General features: G+C 58.3%; 22 protein-coding genes and 1 pseudogene. 11 read left to right on the forward strand and 12 right to left on the reverse strand.

Going from position 1 to position 26351, the window contains the following annotated elements; genetic code table 11:
• Nucleotides 1-37 precede the first annotated feature (37 nt).
• From puuC to ccdB, 5 genes are all read left to right on the forward strand, one after another.
• The gene (gene puuC, locus FEM41_RS12220; RefSeq protein WP_138096237.1) at nt 38-1528 is read left to right on the forward strand and encodes an aldehyde dehydrogenase PuuC; all 1491 of its coding nucleotides are present in this window, start codon (nt 38-40) and stop codon (nt 1526-1528) included.
• Nucleotides 1529-1530: 2 nt separating this feature from the next.
• Nucleotides 1531-2811 (forward strand): NAD(P)/FAD-dependent oxidoreductase, encoded by a 1281-nt coding sequence (locus FEM41_RS12225; protein WP_138096238.1) that lies wholly within the window; start codon nt 1531-1533, stop codon nt 2809-2811.
• A 174-nt stretch (nt 2812-2985) separates the two neighbouring features.
• Nucleotides 2986-4071, forward strand: coding sequence for a malate/lactate/ureidoglycolate dehydrogenase (locus tag FEM41_RS12230; protein ID WP_138096239.1), 1086 nt, complete (start codon nt 2986-2988; stop codon nt 4069-4071).
• 121 nt (nt 4072-4192) lie between these two features.
• On the forward strand, nt 4193-4411 hold the full coding sequence (gene ccdA, locus FEM41_RS12235; protein ID WP_138096240.1) for a type II toxin-antitoxin system antitoxin CcdA: 219 nt from the start codon (nt 4193-4195) through the stop codon (nt 4409-4411).
• Nucleotide 4412: 1 nt separating this feature from the next.
• Nucleotides 4413-4721, forward strand: a complete 309-nt coding sequence (gene ccdB, locus FEM41_RS12240; RefSeq protein ID WP_138096241.1) for a type II toxin-antitoxin system toxin CcdB — start codon at nt 4413-4415, stop codon at nt 4719-4721.
• A gap of 41 nt (nt 4722-4762) precedes the next feature.
• Here the strand turns inward: ccdB and FEM41_RS12245 are convergent, their stop codons facing one another.
• Complete coding sequence (locus FEM41_RS12245) at nt 4763-6106, reverse strand: NCS2 family permease (RefSeq protein ID WP_138096242.1); 1344 nt, start codon at nt 6104-6106, stop codon at nt 4763-4765.
• On the reverse strand, nt 6087-7919 hold the full coding sequence (locus tag FEM41_RS12250) for an adenine deaminase (protein ID WP_138096243.1): 1833 nt from the start codon (nt 7917-7919) through the stop codon (nt 6087-6089). The genes FEM41_RS12245 and FEM41_RS12250 overlap by 20 nt, the downstream gene beginning before the upstream one ends.
• A gap of 127 nt (nt 7920-8046) precedes the next feature.
• Between FEM41_RS12250 and FEM41_RS12255 the strand changes: the two genes are divergently transcribed.
• Complete coding sequence (locus FEM41_RS12255; RefSeq protein WP_138096244.1) at nt 8047-8958, forward strand: LysR family transcriptional regulator; 912 nt, start codon at nt 8047-8049, stop codon at nt 8956-8958.
• Between the two features lie 7 nt (nt 8959-8965).
• Here the strand turns inward: FEM41_RS12255 and FEM41_RS12260 are convergent, their stop codons facing one another.
• From FEM41_RS12260 to FEM41_RS12270, 3 genes are all read right to left on the reverse strand, one after another.
• Entirely contained in the window at nt 8966-9844 is an 879-nt protein-coding gene (locus FEM41_RS12260; protein WP_138099178.1) for a dihydrodipicolinate synthase family protein, read from the reverse strand.
• 31 nt (nt 9845-9875) lie between these two features.
• Complete coding sequence (locus FEM41_RS12265; RefSeq protein WP_138096245.1) at nt 9876-10238, reverse strand: antibiotic biosynthesis monooxygenase family protein; 363 nt, start codon at nt 10236-10238, stop codon at nt 9876-9878.
• A gap of 71 nt (nt 10239-10309) precedes the next feature.
• Nucleotides 10310-11002, reverse strand: a complete 693-nt coding sequence (locus FEM41_RS12270) for a B3/B4 domain-containing protein (protein ID WP_138096246.1) — start codon at nt 11000-11002, stop codon at nt 10310-10312.
• Between the two features lie 43 nt (nt 11003-11045).
• Here FEM41_RS12270 and FEM41_RS12275 point away from each other — a divergent pair, with 43 nt between their 5' ends.
• Together FEM41_RS12275 and pqqU are read left to right on the forward strand one after the other, a co-directional pair.
• Entirely contained in the window at nt 11046-11648 is a 603-nt protein-coding gene (locus FEM41_RS12275) for a helix-turn-helix domain-containing protein (protein ID WP_138096247.1), read from the forward strand.
• A gap of 175 nt (nt 11649-11823) precedes the next feature.
• The gene (pqqU, locus tag FEM41_RS12280; protein WP_138096248.1) at nt 11824-13935 is read left to right on the forward strand and encodes a TonB-dependent receptor PqqU; all 2112 of its coding nucleotides are present in this window, start codon (nt 11824-11826) and stop codon (nt 13933-13935) included.
• A gap of 51 nt (nt 13936-13986) precedes the next feature.
• Here pqqU and FEM41_RS12285 read toward each other — a convergent pair whose 3' ends face one another.
• Genes FEM41_RS12285 through admX form a run of 3 tightly spaced genes read right to left on the reverse strand, consistent with a single transcriptional unit; the run spans nt 13987 to nt 16549 of the window.
• On the reverse strand, nt 13987-14340 hold the full coding sequence (locus tag FEM41_RS12285; RefSeq protein ID WP_138096249.1) for a RidA family protein: 354 nt from the start codon (nt 14338-14340) through the stop codon (nt 13987-13989).
• A gap of 1 nt (nt 14341) precedes the next feature.
• Entirely contained in the window at nt 14342-15589 is a 1248-nt protein-coding gene (locus FEM41_RS12290) for a D-amino acid dehydrogenase (protein ID WP_138096250.1), read from the reverse strand.
• Nucleotides 15590-15634: 45 nt separating this feature from the next.
• Nucleotides 15635-16549, reverse strand: a complete 915-nt coding sequence (admX, locus tag FEM41_RS12295; protein ID WP_138096251.1) for an HTH-type transcriptional regulator AdmX — start codon at nt 16547-16549, stop codon at nt 15635-15637.
• A 234-nt stretch (nt 16550-16783) separates the two neighbouring features.
• On the opposite strand from admX, the gene FEM41_RS12300 reads away from it, so the two are divergent.
• Complete coding sequence (locus FEM41_RS12300; protein WP_138096252.1) at nt 16784-18217, forward strand: gluconate:proton symporter; 1434 nt, start codon at nt 16784-16786, stop codon at nt 18215-18217.
• A gap of 140 nt (nt 18218-18357) precedes the next feature.
• Here FEM41_RS12300 and FEM41_RS12305 read toward each other — a convergent pair.
• The 4 genes and pseudogenes from FEM41_RS12305 to malE form a co-directional block, all read right to left on the reverse strand.
• Nucleotides 18358-19298: pseudogene (locus FEM41_RS12305) on the reverse strand (Rpn family recombination-promoting nuclease/putative transposase).
• Between the two features lie 537 nt (nt 19299-19835).
• Nucleotides 19836-20726, reverse strand: a complete 891-nt coding sequence (gene malG, locus FEM41_RS12310) for a maltose ABC transporter permease MalG (RefSeq protein WP_138096253.1) — start codon at nt 20724-20726, stop codon at nt 19836-19838.
• A gap of 14 nt (nt 20727-20740) precedes the next feature.
• On the reverse strand, nt 20741-22276 hold the full coding sequence (gene malF / locus FEM41_RS12315; protein ID WP_138096254.1) for a maltose ABC transporter permease MalF: 1536 nt from the start codon (nt 22274-22276) through the stop codon (nt 20741-20743).
• A gap of 65 nt (nt 22277-22341) precedes the next feature.
• The gene (gene malE / locus FEM41_RS12320; protein WP_138096255.1) at nt 22342-23532 is read right to left on the reverse strand and encodes a maltose/maltodextrin ABC transporter substrate-binding protein MalE; all 1191 of its coding nucleotides are present in this window, start codon (nt 23530-23532) and stop codon (nt 22342-22344) included.
• A 351-nt stretch (nt 23533-23883) separates the two neighbouring features.
• On the opposite strand from malE, the gene malK reads away from it, so the two are divergent.
• Nucleotides 23884-24993 (forward strand): maltose/maltodextrin ABC transporter ATP-binding protein MalK, encoded by a 1110-nt coding sequence (gene malK / locus FEM41_RS12325; protein ID WP_138096256.1) that lies wholly within the window; start codon nt 23884-23886, stop codon nt 24991-24993.
• Nucleotides 24994-25035: 42 nt separating this feature from the next.
• On the forward strand, nt 25036-26334 hold the full coding sequence (locus FEM41_RS12330; protein WP_138096257.1) for a maltoporin: 1299 nt from the start codon (nt 25036-25038) through the stop codon (nt 26332-26334).
• The last annotated feature ends 17 nt before the right edge of the window (nt 26335-26351 follow it).

Below are 26351 nucleotides of genomic sequence, written 5' to 3' on the forward strand. Positions count from 1 at the left end.
TGACCTGTTATATCCAATTGAAAATTAAGGGGTAATTATGGACTTCCATTCACAGGAATACTGGCAGGAAAAGGCGCGTCATTGCGTGCCGGAAGGGCGTCTGTTTATTAACGGTGAATATTGCGCGGCCCGGGACGGAACAACCTTTGCCTGTATTAATCCTGCCACCGGCCAGACTCTGGTCGAGGTGGCACGCGGCAAAAAGGAGGACGTGGACAGGGCGGTGGCCGCCGCGCGGGCGGTCTTCGAACGCGGCGACTGGTCCCGGGCGGCGCCTGCGCAGCGCAAGGCGGTGCTCAACCGGCTGGCCGATTTAATGACGCAGCACGCCGAAGAGCTGGCGCTGCTGGAAACCCTGGATACTGGCAAACCGATTCGCCATAGCCTGCGCGACGATATTCCCGGCGCCGTGCGCGCCATTCGCTGGTACGCCGAAGCTATCGACAAGGTCTATGGCGAAGTGGCGAACACCGGGGAGGATGCCCTGGCGCTGATCGTTCGCGAACCGGCAGGCGTGGTGGCCGCAGTGGTGCCGTGGAACTTCCCGCTGATGCTGGCCTGCTGGAAGCTGGGGCCCGCTCTGGCAGCGGGCAACAGCGTGGTGCTGAAACCGTCGGAGAAGTCTTCACTCAGTGCGCTGCGCCTGGCGGCGCTGGCGCAGCAGGCGGGGCTGCCGGACGGCGTGCTCAGCGTGATTAGCGGCTACGGCCATGAAGCCGGGCAGGCGCTGTCGCAGCATATGGATGTCGACGTGATGGCCTTTACCGGCTCCGGACGCACCGGGCGCCAGCTACTGCGTGACGCTGGCGACAGCAATATGAAACGCGTCTGGCTGGAAGCGGGCGGCAAGAGCGCCAACATCGTTTTCGCCGACTGCCCGGATCTGGAAAAAGCCGCCGCCGCTACGGCCGCGGGCATCTTCTATAACCAGGGACAGGTGTGCATTGCCGGTACTCGCCTGCTGGTAGAAGAGAGCATTGCCGACCGTTTCCTGGAACTGTTGAAGCAGCAGGCGCAAAACTGGCTGCCGGGGGATCCTCTCGATCCCGCATGCGCCATGGGTACGCTAATTGACAGCGCTCACGCTGACAGCGTGCACGGTTTTATCCGCGACGGTGAAAACAGCGGCGCGCAGCTACTGCTGGACGGGCGTGACTGTGAGCAGGTCGCGAGCCTGGGACCAACTATCTTCGCGGTCAGCGACCCGACCCTGCGTCTGTCCCGGGAAGAGATTTTCGGCCCGGTGCTGGTGGTCACGCGCTTCGACAGCGAAGCGCAGGCGCTGGCGCTTGCCAATGACAGCGACTACGGCCTGGGTGCGGCGGTCTGGACCCGCGATCTCTCCCGGGCGCATCGCCTGAGCCGCCGTCTGAAGTCCGGGGCGGTATTTGTGAATAACTACAACGACGGCGATATGACGGTGCCTTTCGGCGGAGTGAAGCAGAGCGGCAACGGACGCGATAAATCACTGCACGCGCTGGATAAATTCAGCGAACTGAAAACCATCTGGATTGCTCTGGAGTGTTAATCATGACTGAACATACCGAAAGTTATTATGCCGCCAGCGCTAACGAATATGCGCCGTTTCCCGCCCTGACGGAGTCCATTCACTGTGATGTCTGCGTGGTGGGCGGCGGTTTTACCGGGCTCTCATCGGCGTTGCATCTTGCCGAGCAGGGCTATGACGTGGTGGTTCTGGAATCTGCGCGGGTCGGTTTCGGCGCCAGCGGGCGCAACGGTGGGCAGTTGGTAAACTCCTACAGCCGTGATATCGATGTGATTGAAAGCAGCTATGGAGCCGATGCCGCAAAAATGCTGGGCAGCATGATGTTCGAAGGCGGTGAGATTATCCGCGAGCGCATCAGTCGCTACCGGATCGACTGCGACTACCGCGAAGGTGGGCTGTTTGTCGCTCTGAATCACCGGCAGATGTCGACACTGGAAGAGCAGAAGGCCAACTGGGAGCGTTACGGCAATAGCCAGTTAACGCTGCTGGATGAAGAAGCTATCGGCCGCGAAGTGGCGAGCGAGCGCTACGTCGGTGCGCTGCTCGATCGCAGCGGTGGCCATATTCACCCGCTCAATCTGGCGATTGGCGAGGCTCAGGCCATCAAACTGAATGGCGGACGGATTTTCGAACAGTCGCCGGTGGTGAAAATCGAACATGGTTCACCGGCGATCGTAAAAACGGCCCACGGCCAGGTAACGGCGCGCTATGTGTTGATTGCTGGTAACGCCTATCTGGGCGATAAGCTGGAGCCTAAACTTGCGAAGCGCAGCATGCCGTGCGGCACGCAGATTGTCGCTACCGCGCCGCTGCCCGCCGATGTGGCGAAAAAGCTTATACCAGCCAATTACTGCGTTGAGGACTGTAACTACCTGCTGGATTACTATCGCCTGACGGCGGACAACCGGCTGCTGTACGGCGGCGGCGTGGTCTATGGCGCCCGGGATCCGGATGACGTGGAACGTCTGATCGTCCCGAAGATGTTGAAGACTTTCCCGCAGCTGGAAGGGGTGAAGGTAGACTACCGCTGGACCGGCAATTTCCTGCTTACCATGTCGCGGATGCCGCAGTTTGGGCGGCTGGAGAATAATATCTATTACATGCAGGGCTACAGCGGGCACGGCGTGACCTGTACCCACCTGGCCGGCAGACTGATCGCCGAAGCGCTGCGCGGCGATGCCGAACGCTTCGACGCCTTCGCCCGTCTGCCGCACTATCCGTTCCCGGGGGGCCGCAACCTGCGCATTCCCTTTACCGCTATGGGAGCCGCGTACTACAGTCTGCGGGACCGGCTGGGCGTGTAGCGGCTTACGCTTCCGTCGCCGTGGGCCGACAGCGCAAGGGCGGCGGAAGGGTTTTCTTTATGGCGCCGAATCAAATCTATGACTCGCTTATTGATCTCCTGCCCCTCTGCGCGCAGCATAGCCTGTTGAAAAATAACAAACGCAACCTATCCCCGGCACAAACAGGAGCTCACCATGAATAGTGGACATCGCTTCCACGCGCAGACGTTGCACGACTTTATCCAGGCTATTTTCCGTCAGATGGGTAGCCATGAGCAGGAGGCGCAGCAGGTTGCCGATCATCTGATCGCCGCAAACCTTGCCGGACACGATTCGCACGGCATTGGGATGATCCCCAGCTATATCCGCTCATATTCACTGGGACATCTGCAAATTAACCAGCATGCCAGCGTGGTGAAAGACGCCGGTGCGATTGTGACGCTGAACGGCAATGGCGCCTTTGGTCAGGTGGCGGCCCACGAGGCGATGGCGCTTGGCATCGACAAAGCGCGTGAGTTCGGTATTGCGGCCGTCGCCCTGCACAATTCCCACCATATCGGACGTATTGGCTACTGGGCTGAACAGTGCGCAGCGGCGGGTTTCGTCTCTGTTCATTTTGTTAACGTGGTGGGTAATCCGATGGTTGCGCCATTTAATGGCCGCGATAGCCGGTTCGGAACCAACCCGTTCTGCGTTGTTTTCCCGCGCAAAAACGACTTCCCGCTACTGCTGGATTACGCCACCAGCGCTATCGCTTTCGGTAAAACGCGCGTGGCCTGGCACAAAGGCGTTTCGGTGCCGGAAGGGTGCCTGATTGACGCAGACGGGATACCGACTACCGATCCCGCCGTGATGCAGGTTTCGCCATTAGGTTCGCTGTTGACCTTCGCACAGCATAAAGGCTATGCCCTGGCGGCGATGTGCGAAATTATGGGCGGAGCGCTTTCCGGCGGGAAAACCACCCATCAGGAGACATTGCAGGATAGCGCGGACGCCATCCTCAACTGCATGACGACAATTATCATCAATCCGGAACTGTTCGGCGCGCCGGACTGCGAACAGCAGACCGAGGCCTTTGCCGGGTGGGTTAAAGCGTCGCCGCATGCCGACGATGCGCCGATTCTGTTACCCGGCGAATGGGAAGTGAATACCCGGCGGGAACGTCTGGAGCAGGGCATTCCGCTGGATGCCGGTAGCTGGCAGGCGATTTGTGAAGCGGCGCAGCAGGTGGGCATGAGCGAAGAGAGGCTACAGACGTTTCGCCAGCGGCTGGGATGCTGAATTAACCGTTAGCAGGTAGCGGCCGCGCCTCCAATAGCGGCCTGGCGAATTATGTCACTGCGGCTGCAGAGGAAAGTATATACTGTATCGCATACCCGAATTACATACCGGAGCGTGCATCATGAAACAGCGGATCACCGTGACCGTCGACAGCGATCACTACCAGCAGCTTAAGGAGGCCGGGGTCAATATCTCAGGACTGGTCAGCGCCGCCATGGAACAGGAAGCCCGGCGGTTGCGCGCCGAACGCTGGCGGGCCGAAAACCTTGAAGGGATGGCCGAGGTCGCCCGCTTTATCGAACAGAATGGCTCGTTTGCCGATGAAAACAGGGACTGGTGAGATGCAGTACCGTGTCTATGCCTATAAGCGGAAGGAGAGCCGCTACCGCCTGTTCGTCGACGTCCAGAGCGATATAGTGGATACCCCAGGCCGAAGAATGGTGATCCCATTGGTTAGCGCCAGCCTGCTGTCAGAGCGCGTTTCCCGTGAACTGTATCCGGTGGTTCGATTCGACGGTGATGACTACCGACTAATGACCACTGATATGGCCAGCGTGACCATCGCCGTGACTGGCCGGGAACTGGCCGATCTCAGCCATTATGAGAATGCGATTAAGGATGCGATAAATCTGATGTTCTGGGGGATCTGAGCCCCGGGCGGTTTGCCGCCCGGGGGAGACGAAAGAGGCTGTCAGTGTCTTACCAGCGTGGCAAAGTAATAAATCAGCGGAATCGCCAATATCCACAGTCCCACCGGAATGTCGCGCCATTTGCCCGCAACGGCTTTAATGGCGATATAGAACAGTAGCCCACCGGCGATACCGGTACCGAAACTGTTGGCGATAAGGGTAATCATCACCATCATCAGTACCGGCAGCCCATCGGTAAAGTTGCCAAGTTCGACTTTACGCAGGCCGCTAAACATATTCAGACCAATCAAAATCAGCGCTGGCGCTGTGGCTTCTTTAGGGATCATCAGCGCCACTGGCGTGAACAGCAGCATCAGCAGGAACATGGTCGCCGCCGCCAGGGCGGTCAGCCCGGTTTTGCCGCCTGCTTCCGCCGCCGCCGAAGATTCAATCAACGCGGTCGCAGCCGGAATGCCGACCCATGGCCCCAGCGCGGCGGCGATAGAATCCACCATAAACGGGCGATTGATATGCGGCATATTGCCTTCGTCATCCAGCAGTCCGGCCTCACCGCCTACCGCCAGCGTTGTCCCCATAGTGGAGAAAAATTCTGACGCGAAAAAGACGAATAAAAAAGGCAGAAAGGCAATGTTCAGCGCGCCTGTCAGGTCAATCTCGCCCAGCACCGGCGTAATGGGATGCGGCAGGTCGATAAAGCTGGCCGGAAGTTGGGTAACGCCTGCCGGTACGCCGACCAGGGTGGCGAACAGAATGGCCCATAAAATGGCGCCCGGCACCCGACGCGCCTGTAGTGCAATGGCCAGAAACAGGCCACTCAGCGCCACCAGCGCGCCGGGCGACAGGAAGTCGCCCAGCATCAGCGCGTTGGTTTTAACGTTAGCCAGCACCAGCCCGGCGTTACGAAATCCCAACACCGCAACGAACAGGCCGATGGAAGCGGTCAGGCCCAGTTTGATCGACTGGGGAACCGAGCGGGTCACGACTTCACGCAGCCCGAATTTGGTCAGCAGGAAGAAGAGAATCCCTGACCAGCAGGCGATGCCGAGGCCGATTTGCCAGCCGATGCCGGCGCTGTCCGAAAGAGTGACGCCGACCAGCACCGATCCGCCGATTCCCGGTCCGACGATAAACGGCAGGTTGGCGTAGAAGGCCATCAGCAGCGAACCGATAACGAATACCACGATGGTTCCTGTGGTGGCGGCGCTTTTATCCATACCGCCGCTGGCCAGCAGGCTGGGGATCACCACCAGTAGATAAGCAGCGGCAAGAAAGCCGGTAATGCCGGCCAGACATTCGGTACGTACGCTGCTGCCGCGAGTATACAGCGCAAAGCGCCGCTCCAGCCAGTTGGCCGGTGCGGGCGAGTTAACAGTGGTATTGGCCATTATTTGGCTCTCCTGGGCTATCATCTTGTTGTTGTGCGTCAGTCGGTGTTTCCCGACAGTCAATGACAGGATCGACAATCTGGCGGGTGGCGCCGTCGGTTAATCCTAAATCGGTCAGATGTGGGCCGGCGTTACAGGCCAGACAGGTGCCTTCGATCGCTTTAAATACCCGGTATGGGGGTTCCCAGTCGGCAATATCGGCACTACGCTCGCGCAGTTCGCGGAAGGCGGCGGCCAGTTCGGCAGGGGGGCTGTCGGAAAGCATTCCGGCTATCGGCATGGCCACATGAGCGATAAGCGAGCCGTTTTGCGTAAGCGCCATGCCGCCGCCGCTGGCGATAAGGGTATTGGCGGCCAGCGCCATATCATGTGGGCAGCGGCCTAGCACGACCAGGTTGTGAGAATCGTGCGAATAGCTGGTGGCGATGGCGCCGCGCAGCTCGCCCCAGCCTTCCAGTAGCGCTATTTGCGGCTTTGCGTCGTGGCGGCCGTGGCGGTGTTGAACCCAGATAAAGCTAAATCCGTCAGGCAGTTGCACGCAGCCGTTACGGATCAATACCTCTGCTTCTCCCCACCGGGTAAAGCGCGCGCCGCAAATATGGCGCAGTCGCGCCTCGCCGTGCTGAATATTTCCGATACGCAGGGTGAAATCCCCGGGCGCTAGCGGGGCCAGGCGCAGGGTATCGCGTGGCGGCGCTGTTTGCGCGCCAGTTACCGATTCCATCATGACGCCGTGCTGCGCGACCTGACGACCTGCCACATAGACGCGCTGTGCCTGGAGTTGATCCAGAGAGTCGAAAACCACCAGGTCGGCGCGCCGACCGGCGGCAATCAGGCCGAGATCGTTACGCTGCAGGCGGATGGCGGCGTTGAGCGTGGCGAAACGTAACGCATCCACGGCTGGTAGCCCGTGTTCGATTAACAGATTAAGGAGTGCAACGATACCGCCTTTTTCCAGCAGGATGTCCGGCGGTACATCGTCGGTACACAGGGTTATCTGGGAAGAGAGATGCGGCAGCGTTTTCAGCGCCGCCACAATTTCCGGCAGCAGATAGGGATGCGAACCGCGTATCTCCAGGGTCAGCCCGGCGCGCAGCTTTTCCAGCGCGTCCGCGCCAGATGTGAGTTCATGATCCGAGGTTACGCCAGCCGCCAGATAGGCCTGGAGATCCTGGCCGCTCAGGCCCCGGGCGTGCCCTTCAATCAATTTACCGCTACGTAGTCCGGCCTCCAGAATATCCTGCATCCGCTCACTGCCGTGCAGAATGCCATGCATATCCATGACTTCCGCGACGCCGCGCACTTCATCCCAGGCGAGCATGGTCTGCATCTCTTTGCCGGAAAATTCCGCCCCGGAGCACTCCAGCCCGGGTGTGGACGGCACGCTGGAAGGCGCGGCCACCATTACCTGCAGTGGCAGGTTGCGGCTGGATTCGACGGCATAGCGGACCCCTTCGATGCCCAGCACATTCGCCAGTTCGTGAGGATCCCAGAATACAGCTGTGGTTCCCTGAGCCACGACGATTTCGGCGTAGCGCGCCGGCGGCAGGTGGGAACTTTCCAGATGCACATGGGTGTCTATCAGTCCGGGAGTAATCCAGGCGCCGGAAAGAGTATGGGTTTGATGCGCATCATGACGGCTGCCGGGAGGGTGGACGCTGGCGATAAGTTCGCCGACGATGCCGATATCAGCCGGACGCGTTTCGCCGGTGGCCATGTCGACGATCTGAGCGTCGGTCAGTAACAGATCGAAGGCGATTTCGCCACGAGCCGCCTGTACAGCCCGGCGGCGGGTTTCAACTGAGGTGGGCATAAAGGTTCCCGGCAAAAACGGACAGAGTCGCTACTTTAAAAGCAGCGCAATCGTTTGCCCAGCTGAATAAATTTATCGGCCGATAACAAAACGTTATGCTGGATAAAAATGACACCGGAATCGCCCCATGACAGAACCCTGGCAGCGCCTGCCCGCGCTTTCGCTTAAGCAAATCCAGTACTTTGTGACGCTGGCCGAGTTGCGCCATTTTACCGATACCGCCAGTCGGCTGGCGATTAGCCAGCCCGCTTTGAGCAGCGCGTTGCGTCAGATTGAAAACGTACTCGGCGGAAAGCTGGTTAACCGCACGGCGTCGGCGGTATCGTTGACCGAACTGGGTATGGCGATTTTACCTCATGCCCGGCGGGTGCTTGGCGCGGCGCAGATGGGGTTTCACGATATGCAGCAGGTGGTGGAAGCCGGCGGCGATGGTACGGTACGGATCGGCCTGATTCCGTCAGTCAGTTCACTGCTGTTTCCCGTTATTCCGCAGCGCCTGACTCAGGTGTTTCCGCGGCTGCGAGTAGAGTTTCTGGATCGCGCGAATGATGCGCTTATGGAGAGTCTGCAACACGGACGGGTGGATTTTGGCGTCGGCGCGCTGGATAGCACGGTGCCGGCTGCGCTCAACGCTTTTCCGCTGCGTGAGGATCCCTTTGTCGCGGTGCTGCACCGCGACGATCCGCTGTCCCAGTCGGTGCACCTTCCCTGGAAACAGCTTGGCGCGCGCGATATCGCGATGTTCTCAACCGGCAACGGTCATCGTCTGGTGGCATCGCTGGTCGAGAGTCAACGCCTGACCCTGGCGGTGCGCTACCGGGTGGATTACATCGAAACGCTGTACGGGCTGGTGCGTTCACGACTGGCCGTCGCCATTCTGCCTCACCTTTACACCACGCATCTTAACGACCCTAAGCTCAGGGTGGTGCAGTTGCAACAGCCAGAACTGACCCGCACCGTGGCGCTGTTGCGTCATTCACAACCGCTGCCGCCGCTGATTGAACAGTGTTTTCATCTGTTACGCAGCGCGCTGCGTTAAACGGAGATTATGCCAGTCCCAGCCGTTTCAGAACTTCAGCCAGCTCCTGGCGCGCTTCCCCTTCCAGCGCCCGCAGTGGGGCCGGTAAGCAGGGGGGGGCCGCCAGCCCCAGAATTTCGGCAGCGCTGGCGATGCAGCGCAGGCTTCCAAAGCGGGTAAACAGCGCCCATAGCGGCGTCAGCCTCTCTGAAAGGGCGATGGCCCCGGGCGGTTCGGCACGGGTTATCTCCAGCGCCTGATCCGGAAACAGCCCGCCGATCACTGAATACCAGGCGTCGCATCCGGCATTCAGACCGGTGGCGGCGCAGGCATCGCCGCTAACGCCCTGAGTGATATGAGCGGGCAGTAGCGCGCGCAGTTTCTCGACCCGTTCCCTGGCGGCATTAGGGTTGGCGGGGCCTCCCGGAATTTTAAATGACGCCACGCCCGGCAGCTCGGCAATGCGGGCGTACAGGGCGTCGCTAAACTCGAAGCGGGTGACTCTGGGATTGTCATAGACGCATAGCGGCAGGGAGCTCTGGTGGGTGACCGTCTCATACAGATGAAACACCTCCTCTTCCGTTAACGGCTGGTAAGAGAAGGGAGCCAGCAGCACTCCGCTGGCCCCTGCCTGTTCGGCATCCCGGGCCAACTGGACGACTTCCCGGGTGCTCAGGGCGCTAATACCAACGATCACCGGAATACCTTCGGCGGCGGCTATCGCCCACCGGGTAACTTCAGCGCGTTCCTGCTGGCTTAAGTAAGGGGCACAGCCGGTGGAGCCCAGTATGCTGATGGAATCGACCCCGGCGCGGCGTAACCGCGCAATCAGGCCGACAAACGCGGCTTGATCAGGGAGCCCGTCGCGCAGGGGGGTTAACGGAAAGGCGCTCAGGCCGGTAAAAATCGACACTCAACCTCCGGAATCGGGGGAGGATTTATTGCCCCGAAGTTTCAGGAATACCGCTATAGCGTAGCGGATAATTCGCCAGAGGATGAGAAAGATGATGGTTATGGGCGCCTTCTATCTGCGCAATGATCACCTGGTAACCTTCCAGCCAGCGCCCGTTCTGCTGTTTTGCCTTCTGATGCTCAACGTTGGTCATCAGGATTTCCATGGCTTCCCGGCTGCGCCAGTAATAGTTATTGATGATGCGGCCGCTGGCGGTATCGGTATAGCTTTCCATACCGATAAAATCAGTCAGGGTTTTGGTGAAGTTTTCAATCCAGCCATCGAGACGGTAAAAGTCGTCGTCGTACTCCCCTTTGTCGAAGATAAAGCTGCTGAGAAACAGGGTCATATTTTGTTCCTTAATGCGTGAACGACACAATTTGTCGTACATAAAGATCCAGTGTGCCAGCCGGGTAGCCTTTATGCCTGAACGCCGATCAAGGTTTTACTGATGCTGGCGCCGGGCATCATCCGTATCAGCCCCTCGCACAGTTTGTCTCCCGCTTCCTGCAGGGCGTCCAGCGGCATCTCCGGCAGGCTTTCCAGAATAAACCACATACGTTCGTCATCGGCGCACAGGCGGGTTCTGACGCCCTGACGCCAGTTCCAGCGTCGGCAGGTGACGCCTTTATCGTCGCACCATACCACTTCGCCGGGTTCCGGTAGCTCGTGCGACAATTCGCCCTCTTTCACGGTGTCGAAAAGCTCGGTGCCGTTAGCGATCTTCAGTCGCGGTTCGCCCACGTAAGCTGCAATATTTTCCCCGCCGACCGGAATAGCGTATTCAATACTGATGGCGTTATAGAGATCGACCACCGGATCGATGGCGGGCAGGATGCCGTCGCGCTGAACGCGTTTTAATAACGCTGCGGCGGAGCAGGGCGTGCGTTTGGGTTTGGCGCCAAAGGCTTTAAAGACCTCGTCCCAGGCGGCCAGATGCGCCTGTGCCCAGGGGGCGCCACCCTTGGCAGCCACGGCGCAGGCGTGATTCAGCGCCTGCTGGCCGACATGCGGATTCTCGACAGGGGCGGCAGTTACCGCGATGCTGAGCGCCCGAAAGCCGGGGGCCAGAGTGGCGATTTTCGGGTCGATTGACGGGGTTACGCAAAGCATATGATAATCCTGTATTGACTGTTTTATACCATGGTAATGACCGATGACCAAAAAAGTCAATAAATCGACCGATTCGGGTGCCGATATTGAACGCGTCAGCGAAGCGGTTTCGCTGCGGATAAAAAACACCCGCAAGGCGCAGCGGCTGTCGCTGGATGAGCTTTCAAGACGCGCAGGCGTCAGTAAAGGGATGCTGGTGGAAATCGAGAAGGGCAGCGCCAATCCGAGCATCGCCATTCTGTGTAAGGTGGCGGCGGCGCTAGGGCTGTCGGTGGCCGATGTGGTGAACGTGACCAGCACGCCAGCGGCGTACCTGATTGAGGCCGGGGAGATCCCAACGCTGTGGCGCGGCGAACAGGGGGGCTCCGCCCGACTACTGGCTGGTACCAGCGGGCCGAATATGATTGAGCTGTGGCGCTGGGAGATGTTTACGGACGAAGCCTTCAGCTCGCCCGGTCACCCTCAGGGGACGTTTGAGCTGCTGCACGTTGAAGAGGGAATCCTGACGCTGAGCCTCGGCGACAGAGAACTTAGCGTAGCAGCCGGTTGCTCTGCGGTTGCCAGAACCGATGTGGCCCACGCCTATGAAAACCGTCACGGCGAGCGGCTGGTTTTCACTATGACGGTCGCTGAACTGCATTCCTGAATGGCCGGTTTTTCATCGATGCCCTCTTTTACGAGATCGGGGGCCAACCAATGTGAGCGGAATCCTGATATTGGACTATACAGTTATCGGGAATGCCCGGTACTCTGTGATTACGCTTTTGCTTTTATCGTTTCCTTATTTCAGGACGAACACTTTTCGCGTTACGGATAGCACTATGAAAAAAATACTCGTCGGCATGCCGCTGATACTGGCTCCCGCTACCGCCGTTCAGGCGGCTAATGGTGTTGAGAAAGAACAAACCATGGTAGTGACAGCGGCGCCGGACCGTGGGCTCTCGCCGCTTACGGCACCGGGTGCGGTGAGCGTCGACTATGGCGACGACCTGCGCCAGGCCAGGCCGCAGGTCAACCTCTCGGAAGGGCTGAGCGACGTGCCCGGATTACAGATCCAAAACCGTCAGAACTATGCTCAGGATCTCCAGCTTTCCCTGCGCGGCTTTGGCTCCCGCTCCACCTTTGGGGTACGCGGTATCCGCATCTATCAGGACGGCATTCCTTCCACCATGCCTGACGGCCAGAGCCAGATCTCTAACGTGGATTTAAGTTCGGTGGAAAGCATTGAAGTATTGCGCGGCCCCTTTTCCGCGTTATACGGCAATGCCTCCGGCGGTGTGATTAATATCACCACCGAACGCGGTCGCCAGCCGACCACGCTTTCCACCAGCAACTATTACGGCAGCTATGGCAGTTGGCGCAGCGGCGTCCGGCTGAGTGGTGCGACGGGGGAAGGCGATGCGCCTGGCGATCTCAACTACGATCTCACCACCTCGCGTTTTTCCACCCACGGCTTTCGCGACCACAGCAGCGCTCACCGCGATCTGACCAATGCGAAGCTGGGGGTCAATATTGACGATCGCAGCAGTCTGACCCTGAGCTTTAACAGCGTCAATATTAAAGCTAACGACCCGGGTGGGCTGACGCGGGAAGAGTGGCGCAGCGATCCGCATCAGGCGCCGCGAGCCGAGCAGTACAACACCCGTAAAACCGTCAGCCAGTCCCAGCTTGGCCTGCGCTATCAGCGTGCCGTTACCGATAATGACGACTTCAGCATGACGGCCTGGGCCGGGATGCGCGAAACCGTGCAGTATCAGTCTATCCCGTATTTTGTTCAGCAACGTAGCCGCCAGCACGCCGGGGGCGTTATCGATCTGACCCGCCATTATCAGGGCATCGATACCCGCTGGACTCACCGCATGACCGAAGGGCCGCTGCCGGTATCGTTTACCGCTGGTATCGATTACGAAACCATGACCGAGCAGCGCCGGGGCTATGAAAACTTTATCTACAGCAACGGCCACTACACCCTGGGGGAGAAGGGCGATCTGCGCCGCAAAGAGCGCAACCTGATGTGGAACGTCGACCCCTACTTACAGACCTCGTGGCAGCTAACCGAGCGCCTGACGCTGGACGCCGGGGTGCGTTACAGCTCCATCTGGTTCGACTCTAACGACCACTATGTGGTGCCGGGCAACGGCGACGACAGCGGCGAGGCCAGCTATCACAAATGGCTGCCCGCCGCGGCGCTGAAGTACACGCTGACCGACGCCTGGAATGTCTATACCTCCGTTGGGCGCGGCTATGAAACGCCGACCATCAACGAACTTTCATACCGTAACGATGGCCAGAGCGGCCTGAACTTTAAACTGAAGCCTTCCACCAGTAATACGGTAGAAGTGGGCAGTAAGATGCGGGTAGGCAACGGGCTGATTAGCGCCGCGCTGTTTGAAACCAATACCAGCGACGAGATTGTGGTCGCCAGCAGTAATAACGGGCGCACCAGCTATCAGAACGCGGGCAAAACCCGGCGCCGCGGCGTGGAGCTGGCCTGGGATCAGCAGTTTATGGATAGCTGGCGCACGAAGCTTGCCTGGACGCTGCTGGATGCCACCTACCGTGAGGACGCAGGCGCCAATATCAAAAGCGGCAACCGAATGCCGGGAATCGCCCGTAACAGCCTTTACGCTTCGCTGGGCTGGTTGCCGGAACAGGGCTGGTACGCGGGCGGCGAAGTACGCTATCTGAGCCGTATTCAGGCCAACGACGCTAATAGCGCCTCGGCGCCGGGCTACACCACCGTGGGGCTGAATACCGGCTATAAATTCGTGAAGGATAACTGGCTGCTGGATGTCTGGGGGCGGGTCGATAACCTGTTCGATCGCGACTATGTCGGCTCGGTTATCGTTAACGAGAGCAACGGTCGTTATTTTGAACCGGCTCCCGGCCGCAACTATGGGGTAGGGATGACGTTAAGTTATCGCTTTGAGTGATAAAGAAGGAGGCCCCTCTCCCATCTGTCAGGAGGGGGCTTAGGGTGAAAATCAGGCTTTCACCGCCGTAATCATCACTTCAACCAGAATATCCGCACGCGCCATTTCCGCCTGAACTGCGGCGCGGGCAGGGCTGTGACCTTCCGGTAGCCAGGCGACCCAGGCGTCGTTAAAGGCAGCGAAATCGCGGGACATATTCTTCAGCCATACCTGAGCGGAAAGAATATGGCGGTTATCGCTGCCCGCTTCGCTCAGCAGGCTATCGATCTTCTCCAGCACTTCCCGGGTTTGCAGGGTGATGTCTTGTTCGCTGCTTTTCGGCGTCTGGCCTGACAGAAAAATCAGTTCGCCCCAGCTAACGCTGGCGGAAAGTCGCGGCTGGGGATTGTTGCGGGTTATTTTCATGTTATGGCTCCCATGTAAGGCCTTGTACAGAGATGGATGGCGCTTCGCCATGGATCAGCGAGCCAAGCACCGTCGCGCTTGCGGCGGCGAGCGTAAAGCCCAGGCTGCCCTGACCAAGGTTCATCCACAGATTTTGATAACCGGCGCGCCCCAGCATCGGCGGACCTGCCGGTGTGGAAGGCCGCATGCCGGTCCAGATTTCGGCCTGATCCAGCCCCTGTAAGTCAGGGAAGCTGGCGGCGACAATGCGTTTCAGCGCCTGGATACGCGCCGGGCGGATTTCATCGCCATCGTAACCGATGTCGACCATGGCGGCGATGCGCAGCCTGTCACCCAGCCGGGCGTAGACCACCTTATGACCATAATCGGTCACGCTGACGTCAGGCGCCAGGCCGGGTCGCTGCGGATAAGGCAGCGTCAGACTGTAGCCCTTCAGTCCGCACAGCGGCACCCGTATTCCGGCATTACCCAGCAGCGCGCCGCTGCCGTTACCGGCCGCCACCACGAATTCATCGCCGCCAATCGTGCCCTGGCTGGTTTCCAGCGCGCGAATCCTCTCCCCCTGGCGCTTCATCCCCTGTACTTCACAGCGGGTGGTCAGGGTAAAGCTGGCGCTGTGGGTCAGTTTTTCGAGCAGCGCCTGGCAGAATTTATAACAGTCTGCGGTTTCATCTTCCGGCGAATAGATACCACCGCGAATCTGTTTGCCGATATGGGCAAGGGCTGGCTCCAGCTTAATACAGTCATCGTGACTAAGATGCTGCTGAAACTGAGGATCGATACCCTGCACCGCTTTATTCAGGGAATCATCCTGACGGTGAATAATTAATTTTCCCGAGCGCCGCCAGTCGAAGTCCGCCAGAGTATCCTCATCGCGCCACTCCTGCATTATCTGGCGGCTGAGCAGCGCCAGACGCAGTATATGGGCGCCGTTGATTTTATTGGTCTGACGGCGGCAGGCCCGCAGAAATTGCAGCAGCCAGCACCACTGATCGGGTGACATTCTCAGGCGCAGGTTAAGCGGCGAGTCGGCTTTACCCATCCATTTTATGCCCTGTAACGGCACGCCGCGGTCGGCAAGGGGGGCCACATAGCGATAGCTGAGCTGGCCGCCGTTGGCGAAGCTGGTTGCCCGAGCGGGCAGGGCATTACGCTCCAGCAACTGAACCTGATGTCCGCTTTTAATTAACACCCAGGCCGTCGCTAATCCAATGACGCCGCCGCCCACCACTACAATACGCTTATTCATACCCTGACACTTCCGCTAATGAATGCGGTATTTATGTCAAAGCATTTACCCGTACTGCGCAATTGAATTTTTATTTTCGGGGTATAACTCCAGGTTAATTTCCTGAAGCTGATCGCGCAGCCGCTGGCAGAGAAAATCGACAAATTTTTGGGTAATTGGGCTCAGGGAGACATCTGCCCGGCGCAGCAGGCACAGGTTAATCATCAGCGGCGGGGTAATCGGGTGGATCATCTGCGGCGCCAGGTTGTGACGGGCGGAAAAGATATCGGTAATGCTGCATCCCATGCCGCGCTTCACAAATTCGGTGGCCATGTAGTAGGTCTGTACGTTCAGGCGAGTAGTGGCAAAGTTGCGGCGAGCGGCAATGGCGGCCGAGAGCGAATGAGCGCCGGGGTAGATCCAGCGCTGCTGGTCTATCTCTTCCATGGTGACCGCTCCCTGGCGATAGTCCCGGTCAATGTACACCAGCGGCGCCCGGGCGATAGCGGTAGCGGTAATCTCGCCCTGCTGGATAGGCTGAAAAGTGAGCGCCAGATCGATCTCCCGCAGGTCCAGTTTTTTGACAAGCGTCTCAGTATGATCGGTACTCAGCGTCATCACCAGATTAGCGTTCTGCTGGTAGAAGTCGGTGACGATTCCTGGCACCAGGCTCAGGCCCAGACTTGGCAGGCAGCCCAGCGCGATTTTGGCCCGCGGGTCCCGGGCCAGATTGTCCGCCAGTAGCCGCAGGTTATCCAGATCCCGGTAGACCGTTTGGGCCTTTTCGAACAGCGTCAGCGCTTCGCTGCTGGGCAGCAGCTTGCCGCGCACCCGCTGAAACAGCGGGAAGCCCAGTTTTTGTTCGGCGCTTTTCAGGGCCTTACTGGCGGCGGGCTGGGAAATATTCAGCGATTCCGCCGCCCGTGAAAGTGAACCGCAGGTCATCACGGCGTAGAAGATTTCCAGGTGGCGCAGCTTCATCAGGAGTTAACTCTGGGTTATAGGCAGCAGACAAAAAATCATTTTTGGCGGTCCAAAAATTAACATAAGTTTAATAACCAATCAGCAAAATATTTACTTTTACTGCTGAGTTGCTGCTCAGGCGGCGCCCATGATTCTCAGAACACCACCCGCTGTACCCATTACCCTCACCCATAACGATAACGAGGGAAGATAAGTTCTGAGCAGGCATTGATTTGGCATTTAAGGAACCTTATGAGTGACTCAACGCTTCCTGGCAGCCCACCTGCCGGGCGAAACCTCACCCGCAAAAATATTATTACCGGTTTGCTGCTGACGCTGTTTGTTGTGACCGCCATCTGGTGCCGGGCCCATCCCGGCCATGAGCTGGGGCTGCTGGGATTTACCCCTATTGTCGCCCTGGCGCTGCTGACCCTGGCGGGAATGGATATCGTGCTGGCGGTGATCTCGTCGATAGCGATCGCCATGATCATGACCTCCACCGGCCTGCCGGAAATGGGCGTCATGCTGGCAAAGTCCACCGGCTCTTTTATCGCTACCGTGGGGCTTATTATTATGCTAGGTGCCGGAGTGGGGGAGGTGGCGACCCGAACCGGCGCTGCGGTGGAACTGGTGAAGTTTGTGGTGCACCGGATAGGTCTTTCGAGCCAGACCCGGGTTAAGCTTGGCATTATGGCGTCGTCGGTGCTGATCTGCGGCGCGCTGGGCACCATGGCTGGCGGTAATGCCATTATCGTGGCGGTCATTATTCCGGTAGCGGCGGCGGTGGGCCTGACGCCGCCGACGGTGGCAGCGTTGATGATGACCGCCGGTTCGGTAGGACTGTTTACCGGCCCTTTTACTCCGAGTACCGTGACTATCCTTAAGCTGGGCGGGTTGAGCTATCCCGGATATCTGCTCTGCGTGGGGCTGCCGATGAGCGCCGTGACGCTGCTGACCGGCTGGCTGATGGCGGGCCAGATTCAGAAGATGACCGCAGGAAAACTGCGCTACGAGGTCGATTTCTCCGGTAGTGAGGAGAGCGAACAGAGCCCGGCCCGGCGGCGGCTCAGTCGCCTGAGCGCCCTGGCCTTTGCCGCTACTATTATCGTGATGGCGGTTGTTGGCGTGGTGATTCAGGCGGGCTTCAGCTTCGCGATTATCGTGATGCTGCTGGTGGCGTTAATCACCGGGCTGGTGGGTGGACTGGGGCCGTCGGCGATTTTACAGGCGCTCTATCACGGCTGCGGGCGGCTGGTATGGATGTTTCTTCTGTACTGGCTGTATAACCCGATTCTGGAGCTGATGGATGGTCTGAACGCCTACCAGGGGCTGCTGAGCTACACCCAGCCGCTGCTGGAAGGTATTTCCCCTGCCTGGCTGTGCTTCTTTATCTTCGCCTTTAATATCGTCGGCCACGTTCCCGGTGCCGCGGTAGCGCAGATGACCTTTACCCATAAGATCTTCGGCCCGATGCTGATGGCCGCCGGGGTGCCGCCCCAGGGAACCACTGCTGTATTGCTGGCGTCGAGTCAGGTGGACTGGTTTGGGCCGTTTCCGTCATCGGATATGTTTGGTCAGATGGGGCTGGCGCAGTCCACCCATCTGAAATATATGCTGTATAACGGTTGGGCTATTGTGCTGGCGAATATTGTTCTGTTTGCGGTGCTGTTTCATCTTCTGGTGTGAGTCTTTTAACGATGAATTTGGCGGAATATGGCTGTTCCGTCCGTTTTCAGCACTGTTGTTGAACGCTGTAAGTTTCCAGACGATAAACCATAAAAAAGCCACCGTCATCAATCACGGTGGCTTACTCATTGCTGCACGCTTCAGGATGCGAGCTGTGCAACAGCGCTTTCAGAAAGTCCGGTGGCCTCTATCACTGACTGCACGGGGAGCCCCATTTTCAGCAGGCTGCGGGCAACCTCCTGTTTCGCTTTTTGTTCCCCCAGTCTGATGCCTTCCCGGCGCCCCGTCTCGATACCCTTCTCTATTCCCTGCTGTTCCAGTCTTTGTGCGGCAGTCATAAAAAGTTCCTTATAGTGCGGCGACTGTTGGGCCATCTCCCTGAGAAACACTTGTGGTTGGGCCGAATCGCCGGTCTGTAACATCCAGTTCATTAACGTGGCCAGTTGGCTTTCCCCAGTTGGCTTTCCGTAGTGTATCCCGCAAGTATTAGCGTGACCAGTGGTTCCATAAACGCCACCAGATCGCGGGTGCGGATGTGTTTTAGGACCAGCTCCAGCATCGCCATACGGCGATGTTTCATGATGTCGTTATCCTCCAGCAGGCCAACATCAATTAACGGAAAGGGATGGGTATAGAGTTGATGCGCCACTTCCGGGTCATTAAACAATTCCAGCCAGTTCAGCGTCCCTGACCACGGCGTGGCGCGCCCGTGGCAAAACAGGAAAGGGACCACCAGCGGCAGTTGCGCGTGTCCTTTATCCAGATGGCGCTGCATCACGGCTATCGCATATCTCATCAGCCGAAAGGCCATATGACGATCCGGGCTGCTCTGGTGTTCAAGCAGCGTGTAAATATAGGCCTCGCCCGTTGTGGTTTTCAAAGACCAGAGCACATCGGCGAAATAAGTACGGAGATCTTCTTCAATAAAGGAGCCGGACTCCAGTTGTAGCGTATTCAGACAGCATATCTTGCGCAGCTCCGGCGGCAGATAGATCTCCAGAAAATCCCGGGCGGTATCGGTATGGCCCAGAAAGGTTTTAAACAGGCCATCATGCGGAACTGGTGAATCTGTTTTTTTCATGGTGCATCCCTGCTGTGCAGCGTTAACAAAACAACGGATGTAGCACAGGGTTTGTTCATAGGCCAGGCTCATATCTGCGTTCCCCGATCCCGCTCGTAAAGCTTTTCGTGAACCATGAAAAGGTTCATCGTGAATTGGTATGAAACTGGAGTTACCGCCGGGGAGCCCGGGTTGTCAGGGTGGTGGCGATTGAGCCACCCTGACCCGTTCACCGGTTCCGAAACCAACATAAGAGAAATCACCTTAAAGTGAACGGAACCTTCGCCAGCGCGGTATATTCCTCATGAATAAAGCACCACCGCAATCATATTTCTCCGTCAATAAAATAACACTGAAATCTCATCTAAATATTGCGAGACAGATTCAAAGCGCAGAAATACAGCGCATCGCTGATAATTTATTACAGGTAAAAAAAAGCGGCCTGTGGGCCGCTAAAAGCACATTGAAACGAGGGAGGCAGTGACATTGCCTTTTTCTCTGCCCGGCGCTGCACAGGGTAAAAAGCGCCGGGAGAGCCACAGGAAAAATGATGAGGCGTTACCCTTTAACCCCGCCCGCCGTCAGGCCGCTAACCAGCCAACGCTGGGCCAACAGGAAGACCACGGTGATAGGGATCGCTGACAGCACCGCCGCCGCCGCAAAATCGCCCCACAGATAGTTCTGCGGGTTCAGATATTGCTGCATGCCCACCGCCAGGGTGTAACTGTTCACGTCGCGCAGCAGTAGCGAGGCCACCGGCACTTCGGTAATCGCGGCGATAAACGACAGAATAAAGACCACCGCCAGAATCGGCACCGACAGCGGCAGCAGTACCAGACGGAAGGCCTGCCACGGCGTGGCGCCATCCAGCGCCGCCGCTTCTTCCAGCGAACTGTCGATGGTTTCAAAGTAGCCCTTGATGGTCCAGACGTGCAGCGCAATGCCGCCCAGGTAGGCGAAGATCACCCCGCCGTGAGTATTCAGACCAATCATCGGAATGTACTGGCCCAGTCTGTCGAACAGAGCGTACAGCGCCACCAGTGACAGTACCGCCGGGAACATCTGGAAAATCAGCATCCCTTTCAGCAGCGTCGCCTTACCCGGGAAACGCATACGGGCAAAGGCGTAAGCGCAGGTGGTAGACAGCGTCACAATGCCCAGCGCGGTAATTCCCGCTACCTTGACCGAGTTCCACAGCCACAGCAACACCGGGAAGGGCGGTGGCGTCACGCGGCCGTCGGCGTGCTCCACGCTAAAGCCCAGCGCCAGTCGCCAGTGTTCCCAGGAGATCTGATCGGGAATCAGACTACCGGTGGCGAAATTACCCGGGCGCAGTGAAATGGTAATGACCATCAGCAGCGGGAACATAATCGCCGCGATAAATAGCAGCAGCAGCAGGTGAGTACCGAACAGTCGCCATTTTTGAGATTTGGGTTGGACCATAGCCATGTGTTTGTTCTCCCTTAGTCAAACTTCATGCGCGTGGCTTTCAGATTCACGATGGCGAGCGCCCCCACCAGCAGGAATATCAGCGTGGCGATAGCCGCCGCCAGGCCGAAGTCCTGACCGCCGCCCCCTTCAAAGGCGATACGGTAGGTGTAGCTCACCAGCAGGTCGGTGTAACCCGCAGGCGTGGTGGTGCCCAGCCTGTCCGGCCCGCCGTTGGTCAGCAGTTGAATCAGAACGAAGTTGTTAAAGTTAAAGGCGAAGCTGGCGATCATCAGCGGCGTTAGCGGTTTAAGCAGCAGCGGCAGCGTGATGCGGAAGAAGTTCTGGAACGGACCGGCGCCGTCCATGGCCGAAGCTTCGTAGAGATCGTCAGGAATCGCCTTGAGCAGCCCCATGCACAGGATCATCATGTAGGGGTAGCCCAGCCAGGTATTGACGATAATCAGCATAGCGCGTGCCGTATTCGGGTCGGTGAACCAGGCCGGATTAATGCCGAACAGCGCGTTAAGCATCATGTTGATCTCACCGAAGCTCTGGTTGAACAGCCCCTTGAAGATCAGAATCGAGATAAACGACGGAACGGCGTAGGGCAGAATCAGCAGTACCCGATAGATAGCCTTGCCCTTCAGGGATTCCCATTGTACCAGGCAGGCCAGCACCATACCTACGGCGACGGTCAGAATTACCGTCAGCACCGAGAAGACTACGGTCCAGACGAAGATAGCGAAGAAGGGTTTCTGGATCCCGTCATCGGTAAAGACCCGGGTGAAGTTATCCCAGCCAATGGTGACGGTGTAGCCGGGGCTGAGCTGCTCGCCGGCCCAGCTACCGTCGTCATTGACCGATTCATAGAAGCCGATATGGTCGTTCGGTCGGTAGTTCACGCCGCTTTGATTGTTGGTCAGCGTGCCGTCATCGGCCAGGGTGTAGAGCGCCCGGGTACCGGAAAACTGACGCAGGGAACTCATCACCAGTTTGCTTTCATCCGGCAGTACGGCGGTGATAGCGCCCAGCGCCTGGCGGTTCTGGGTAATCACGCGCAGGGTGGCGCGCTCGCTTTCCGGTAGGGCCCCTGTCGCGTGCATCTCAAGCGTCTGTTCGCCGCCAAAGGTGAACGGCTCGGAAATATAGTGCTGGTCGCCGTCGCTCAGGGCCAGACGCCATTTATCCTGCTGAGGGTAGAGACCGAAATTAAGCGCCTTGCCCGCCTGGTAAGTGCGGTCCATCAACACCTGTTGGGCGCGCTCGAAGGTGAGCTGGTTGGTGCTGCTGTAGTTGGTAAAGGCGATGGCGATAGTGGCGATCAGCGGGAACAGGACGAACAGCCCCATACCGGCCAGCCCCGGGTAAACGTAACGCCAAGCGTAGGCGCGGCGGTTAGCGAAAATATAGAGGCCAACTGAGCAAAGCACCAGCGTCAGTATGGCGAACAGGTACTCCCCCTGGGCGTACATCAAAACCACAAGATAACCTGACAGCAGGCCCAGCGCGGCGATAGACAGCCACCTGAGCGCATCGCTCTGCCAGAAAGACTTTTTAACGACATCCATGGGGTCATTCCTCTGTAACGGGATGCTCTGCGGCCCCGCTCCCGTAGAGCAGGGCCGCTCCTGGCTTACTTGGTGATTCGCTCCTGGGCGTCGTTCAGGGCGGCATCGACGCTCTGACGGCCGGTAATGGCGTTGATGACCGCGGTACGCGTGGCGTACCAGAAGGCGGACATCTGCGGGATGTTAGGCATGATTTCACCGTTGCGGGCATTCTGCATGGTGGCCGCGATGCGCGGATCTTTTTCCAGCTTCTCCTGGTAGGATTTCAGCGCTACGGCGCCCAGCGGTTTATCTTTGTTCACGGCATCCAGACCGTCATCGGTCATCAGGTAGTTCTCAAGGAACTCCTTCGCCAGCTCTTTATTCGGGCTGGCGGCATTGATACCGGCGCTCAGTATCCCGGAGAAGGGCTTAGAAGGTTTGCCGTTAAAGGTTGGCAGCGTGGTGACGCCGTAGTTCACCTTGCTCTTGTCGATATTGGCCCATGCCCAGGGACCGTTAATGGTCATGGCGGTGTTGCCTTTGTTAAAGGCCGCTTCGGCAATGGAGTAGTCGGTATCGGCGTTCATCTGCTTGTTCTTGATCATGTTGACCAGGAAGCCCAGGCCCGCTTTGGAACCGGCATTGTTGACGCCAACGTTCTTCACGTCATAGCTGCCGTTTTCCGCTTTAAAGGCGTATCCGCCGTCGGCGGCGATCAGCGGCCAGGTGAAGTAGGGCTCCTGGAGGTTGAACATGATGGCGCTCTTGCCTTTGGCGCGCAGTTCTTTATCCAGCGCCGGGATCTCTTCCCAGCTCTTCGGCGGATTCGGGACCAGATCTTTGTTGTAAATCAGCGACAGCGCTTCCACTGCGATGGGGTAGGCAATTAGCTTGCCGTTGTAGCGCACGGCGTCCCAGGTGAAGTCGTAGACTTTATCCTGGAAGGCTTTATCCGGGGTGATTTCGGCCAGCAGGCCGGACTGAGCGTAGCCGCCAAAACGGTCATGGGCCCAGAAAATGATATCCGGGCCATCGCCGGTGGCGGCGACCTGGGGGTATTTCTCTTCCAGTTTGTCCGGGTGTTCAACGCTCACCTTAATGCCGGTGTCTTTTTCGAATTTCTTACCCACCTCGGCCAGGCCGTTATAGCCTTTGTCGCCGTTAATCCAGATGACCAGTTTGCCTTCTTCGATTTTGGCAAACGCGGAGGCGGAGAACATCACCGTTGTCAGCGCGGAAAGCGCGAGAAGGCGAGCGCCGGTTTTGATTTTCATAGTCCCGTCCTTTTGAAGGTATATAGAGTACGGCACCCAGTCTGCGTCGCGGGCAAGCGCTTCTCATCCTCCCACCCCCTACGCCCCACCCCCTCCAGATGTGATCCCGGTAACATAAATGCCATTAATGTGTGCTGGCGCACATAAAAAGGCGGCCAGGAATGGTCACTGGATCACGAAAATGGCGCCGCCGCCGCGCATCACCGCCCGAGGCCCATTCCCTCATCCTCCCATCTCCTCCCCCACAAAAAAGCATCAGGGCGGAGGATTCCCCATTTGCGGCAATCCGCCATAGTCCCGACATCGAAAATATCCGTCCGTGGACGGTCCGTTGTAATGAGGGAGAAGTGCATGGCGAGCGTACAGCTACGGAATGTCACCAAAGCCTGGGGCGATGTGGTGGTGTCGAAGGACATTAACCTCGACATCACCGAAGGGGAATTCGTGGTCTTTGTCGGGCCGTCGGGCTGCGGAAAATCGACGCTGCTGCGCATGATTGCCGGGCTGGAAACCATCACCAGCGGCGATCTGTTTATTGGCGAAACCCGAATGAATGATGTGCCGCCCGCCCAGCGCGGCGTGGGAATGGTCTTTCAGTCCTATGCGCTCTACCCGCATCTGAGCGTGGCGGAAAATATGTCGTTCGGCCTGAAGCTGGCCGGGGCGAAGAAAGCGGTGATGAATCAGCGCGTAACCCAGGTGGCCGAAGTGCTGCAACTGGCCCACCTGCTGGACCGCCGCCCCAAAGCGCTTTCCGGCGGTCAGCGCCAGCGCGTGGCCATTGGCCGAACCCTGGTGGCCGAGCCTAACGTGTTCCTGCTCGATGAGCCTCTTTCCAACCTGGATGCCGCCCTGCGCGTGCAGATGCGTATTGAGATCTCCCGTCTGCACAAGCGCCTGAAGCGCACCATGATTTACGTCACCCACGATCAGGTCGAGGCCATGACCCTGGCCGACAAAATCGTGGTACTGGACGCCGGACGCGTTGCCCAGGTGGGCAAGCCCCTGGAACTCTATCACTACCCGGCAGATCGCTTTGTCGCGGGCTTTATCGGCTCGCCGAAGATGAACTTCCTGCCGGTAAAAGTCACCGCTACCGCCATCGACCAGGTGCAGGTGGAACTGCCGAACCGCCAGCAGATCTGGCTGCCGGTCGAAAGTGCTGGCGTTCAGGTCGGCGCCAGAATGTCTTTAGGCATTCGTCCTGAACATCTTCTGCCCAGCGAAATCGCCGATGTCACCCTGGAAGGTGAGATTCAGGTGGTGGAGCAGCTTGGTTACGAAACCCAGATTCATATTCAGATCCCCGCCATCCAGCAGAACCTGGTGTACCGCCAGAACGATGTAGTGCTGGTCGAGGAGGGGGCGACATTCGCCATCGGCCTGCCGCCGGAGCGCTGCCATCTGTTCCGTGAGGATGGTACTGCCTGTCGTCGGTTGCATCAGGAGCCTGGCGTTTAAGGGTACGCCTACACAATAAAAGCAATTTCAGGAGAAATAACGATGATAACACTGCGCAAACTTCCGCTGGCCATGGCTGTCGCCGCCGGCATGCTGTCCGCTCAGGCGCTGGCGGTCGACTTCCACGGCTACGCCCGTTCCGGCATTGGCTGGACCGGCAGCGGCGGTGAACAGCAGTGCTTCCAGGCTACCGGGGCACAGAGCAAATACCGTCTGGGTAACGAATGTGAAACTTACGCTGAATTAAAGCTGGGCCAGGAGGTGTGGAAAGAGGGCGGCAAGAGCTTCTATTTCGACACGAATGTGGCTTACTCCATCAACCAGCAGAACGACTGGGAAGATACCAGCCCGGCCTTCCGTGAAGTGAATGTGCAGGGTAAAAACCTGATCGAATGGCTGCCGGGCTCCACCATCTGGGCCGGTAAGCGCTTCTATCAGCGTCACGACGTCCATATGATCGACTTCTACTACTGGGATATCTCCGGCCCTGGCGCCGGTCTTGAGAACGTCGATCTGGGCTTCGGTAAGCTTTCTCTGGCCGCCACTCGCGCCTCTGAGGCTGGCGGCTCTTACAACTACACCAGCGAGCGTCAGCGCGACTACGCCGAGCGTACCGCTAACGACACCTTCGACGTGCGTCTGTCGAGCATGGAAATCAACCCGGGAGGCATGCTGGAGCTGGGCGTGGATTACGGCCGTGCGAACCCGCGTGACGGCTATCGCCTGGAAGATGGCGCCTCTAAAGATGGCTGGATGTTCACCGCCGAACATACCCAGAGCGTTCTGAAGGGCTATAACAAGTTTGTGCTGCAGTACGCCACCGATGCCATGAGCTCTCACGGTAAAGGCCTGGCTAACGGTTCCAGCATTAATAACGACGGCAAGATGTGGCGCGTGCTGGATCACGGTGCGGTGACCCTGGCCGACGACTGGGATCTGATGTACGTCGCGATGTTCCAGAAAACAGACCTCGACAACAGCCGTGGTAATGACTGGTGGACCGTGGGCGTACGCCCGATGTACAAGTGGACTCCGATCATGAGCACCCTGCTGGAAGTGGGCTACGACAATGTGAAATCCCAGCAGACCGGTGACCGTAACGGTCAGTATAAAATCACCCTGGCTCAGCAGTGGCAGGCGGGCGACAGCATCTGGTCCCGTCCGGCGATCCGCGTCTTCGCCACCTACGCTAAGTGGGATGAAAAATGGGGTTACGCAAAAGATGGCGACAACCTGACCACTGCCGCGCTGCGTGACACTTCCGGCAATGGCATCTTCACCAACAGCCGCGGTAACGATGATGAGTTTACCTTCGGCGCCCAGATGGAAATCTGGTGGTAACAGCCCAGTGAGGGGAG

The sequence above is a fragment of the Jejubacter calystegiae genome, from assembly GCF_005671395.1.
In the GTDB taxonomy this organism is placed as follows: domain Bacteria; phylum Pseudomonadota; class Gammaproteobacteria; order Enterobacterales; family Enterobacteriaceae; genus Jejubacter; species Jejubacter calystegiae.

Coding starts and splice junctions, on each gene's coding strand:
- puuC (WP_138096237.1), top strand. CDS start 38: ATGGACTTCCATTCACAGGAATACTGGCAGGAAAAGGCGCGTCATTGC.
- FEM41_RS12225 (WP_138096238.1), top strand. CDS start 1,531: ATGACTGAACATACCGAAAGTTATTATGCCGCCAGCGCTAACGAATAT.
- FEM41_RS12230 (WP_138096239.1), top strand. CDS start 2,986: ATGAATAGTGGACATCGCTTCCACGCGCAGACGTTGCACGACTTTATC.
- ccdA (WP_138096240.1), top strand. CDS start 4,193: ATGAAACAGCGGATCACCGTGACCGTCGACAGCGATCACTACCAGCAG.
- ccdB (WP_138096241.1), top strand. CDS start 4,413: ATGCAGTACCGTGTCTATGCCTATAAGCGGAAGGAGAGCCGCTACCGC.
- FEM41_RS12245 (WP_138096242.1), bottom strand. CDS start 6,106: ATGGCCAATACCACTGTTAACTCGCCCGCACCGGCCAACTGGCTGGAG.
- FEM41_RS12250 (WP_138096243.1), bottom strand. CDS start 7,919: ATGCCCACCTCAGTTGAAACCCGCCGCCGGGCTGTACAGGCGGCTCGT.
- FEM41_RS12255 (WP_138096244.1), top strand. CDS start 8,047: ATGACAGAACCCTGGCAGCGCCTGCCCGCGCTTTCGCTTAAGCAAATC.
- FEM41_RS12265 (WP_138096245.1), bottom strand. CDS start 10,238: ATGACCCTGTTTCTCAGCAGCTTTATCTTCGACAAAGGGGAGTACGAC.
- FEM41_RS12270 (WP_138096246.1), bottom strand. CDS start 11,002: ATGCTTTGCGTAACCCCGTCAATCGACCCGAAAATCGCCACTCTGGCC.
- FEM41_RS12275 (WP_138096247.1), top strand. CDS start 11,046: ATGACCAAAAAAGTCAATAAATCGACCGATTCGGGTGCCGATATTGAA.
- pqqU (WP_138096248.1), top strand. CDS start 11,824: ATGAAAAAAATACTCGTCGGCATGCCGCTGATACTGGCTCCCGCTACC.
- FEM41_RS12285 (WP_138096249.1), bottom strand. CDS start 14,340: ATGAAAATAACCCGCAACAATCCCCAGCCGCGACTTTCCGCCAGCGTT.
- FEM41_RS12290 (WP_138096250.1), bottom strand. CDS start 15,589: ATGAATAAGCGTATTGTAGTGGTGGGCGGCGGCGTCATTGGATTAGCG.
- admX (WP_138096251.1), bottom strand. CDS start 16,549: ATGAAGCTGCGCCACCTGGAAATCTTCTACGCCGTGATGACCTGCGGT.
- FEM41_RS12300 (WP_138096252.1), top strand. CDS start 16,784: ATGAGTGACTCAACGCTTCCTGGCAGCCCACCTGCCGGGCGAAACCTC.
- malG (WP_138096253.1), bottom strand. CDS start 20,726: ATGGCTATGGTCCAACCCAAATCTCAAAAATGGCGACTGTTCGGTACT.
- malF (WP_138096254.1), bottom strand. CDS start 22,276: ATGGATGTCGTTAAAAAGTCTTTCTGGCAGAGCGATGCGCTCAGGTGG.
- malE (WP_138096255.1), bottom strand. CDS start 23,532: ATGAAAATCAAAACCGGCGCTCGCCTTCTCGCGCTTTCCGCGCTGACA.
- malK (WP_138096256.1), top strand. CDS start 23,884: ATGGCGAGCGTACAGCTACGGAATGTCACCAAAGCCTGGGGCGATGTG.
- FEM41_RS12330 (WP_138096257.1), top strand. CDS start 25,036: ATGATAACACTGCGCAAACTTCCGCTGGCCATGGCTGTCGCCGCCGGC.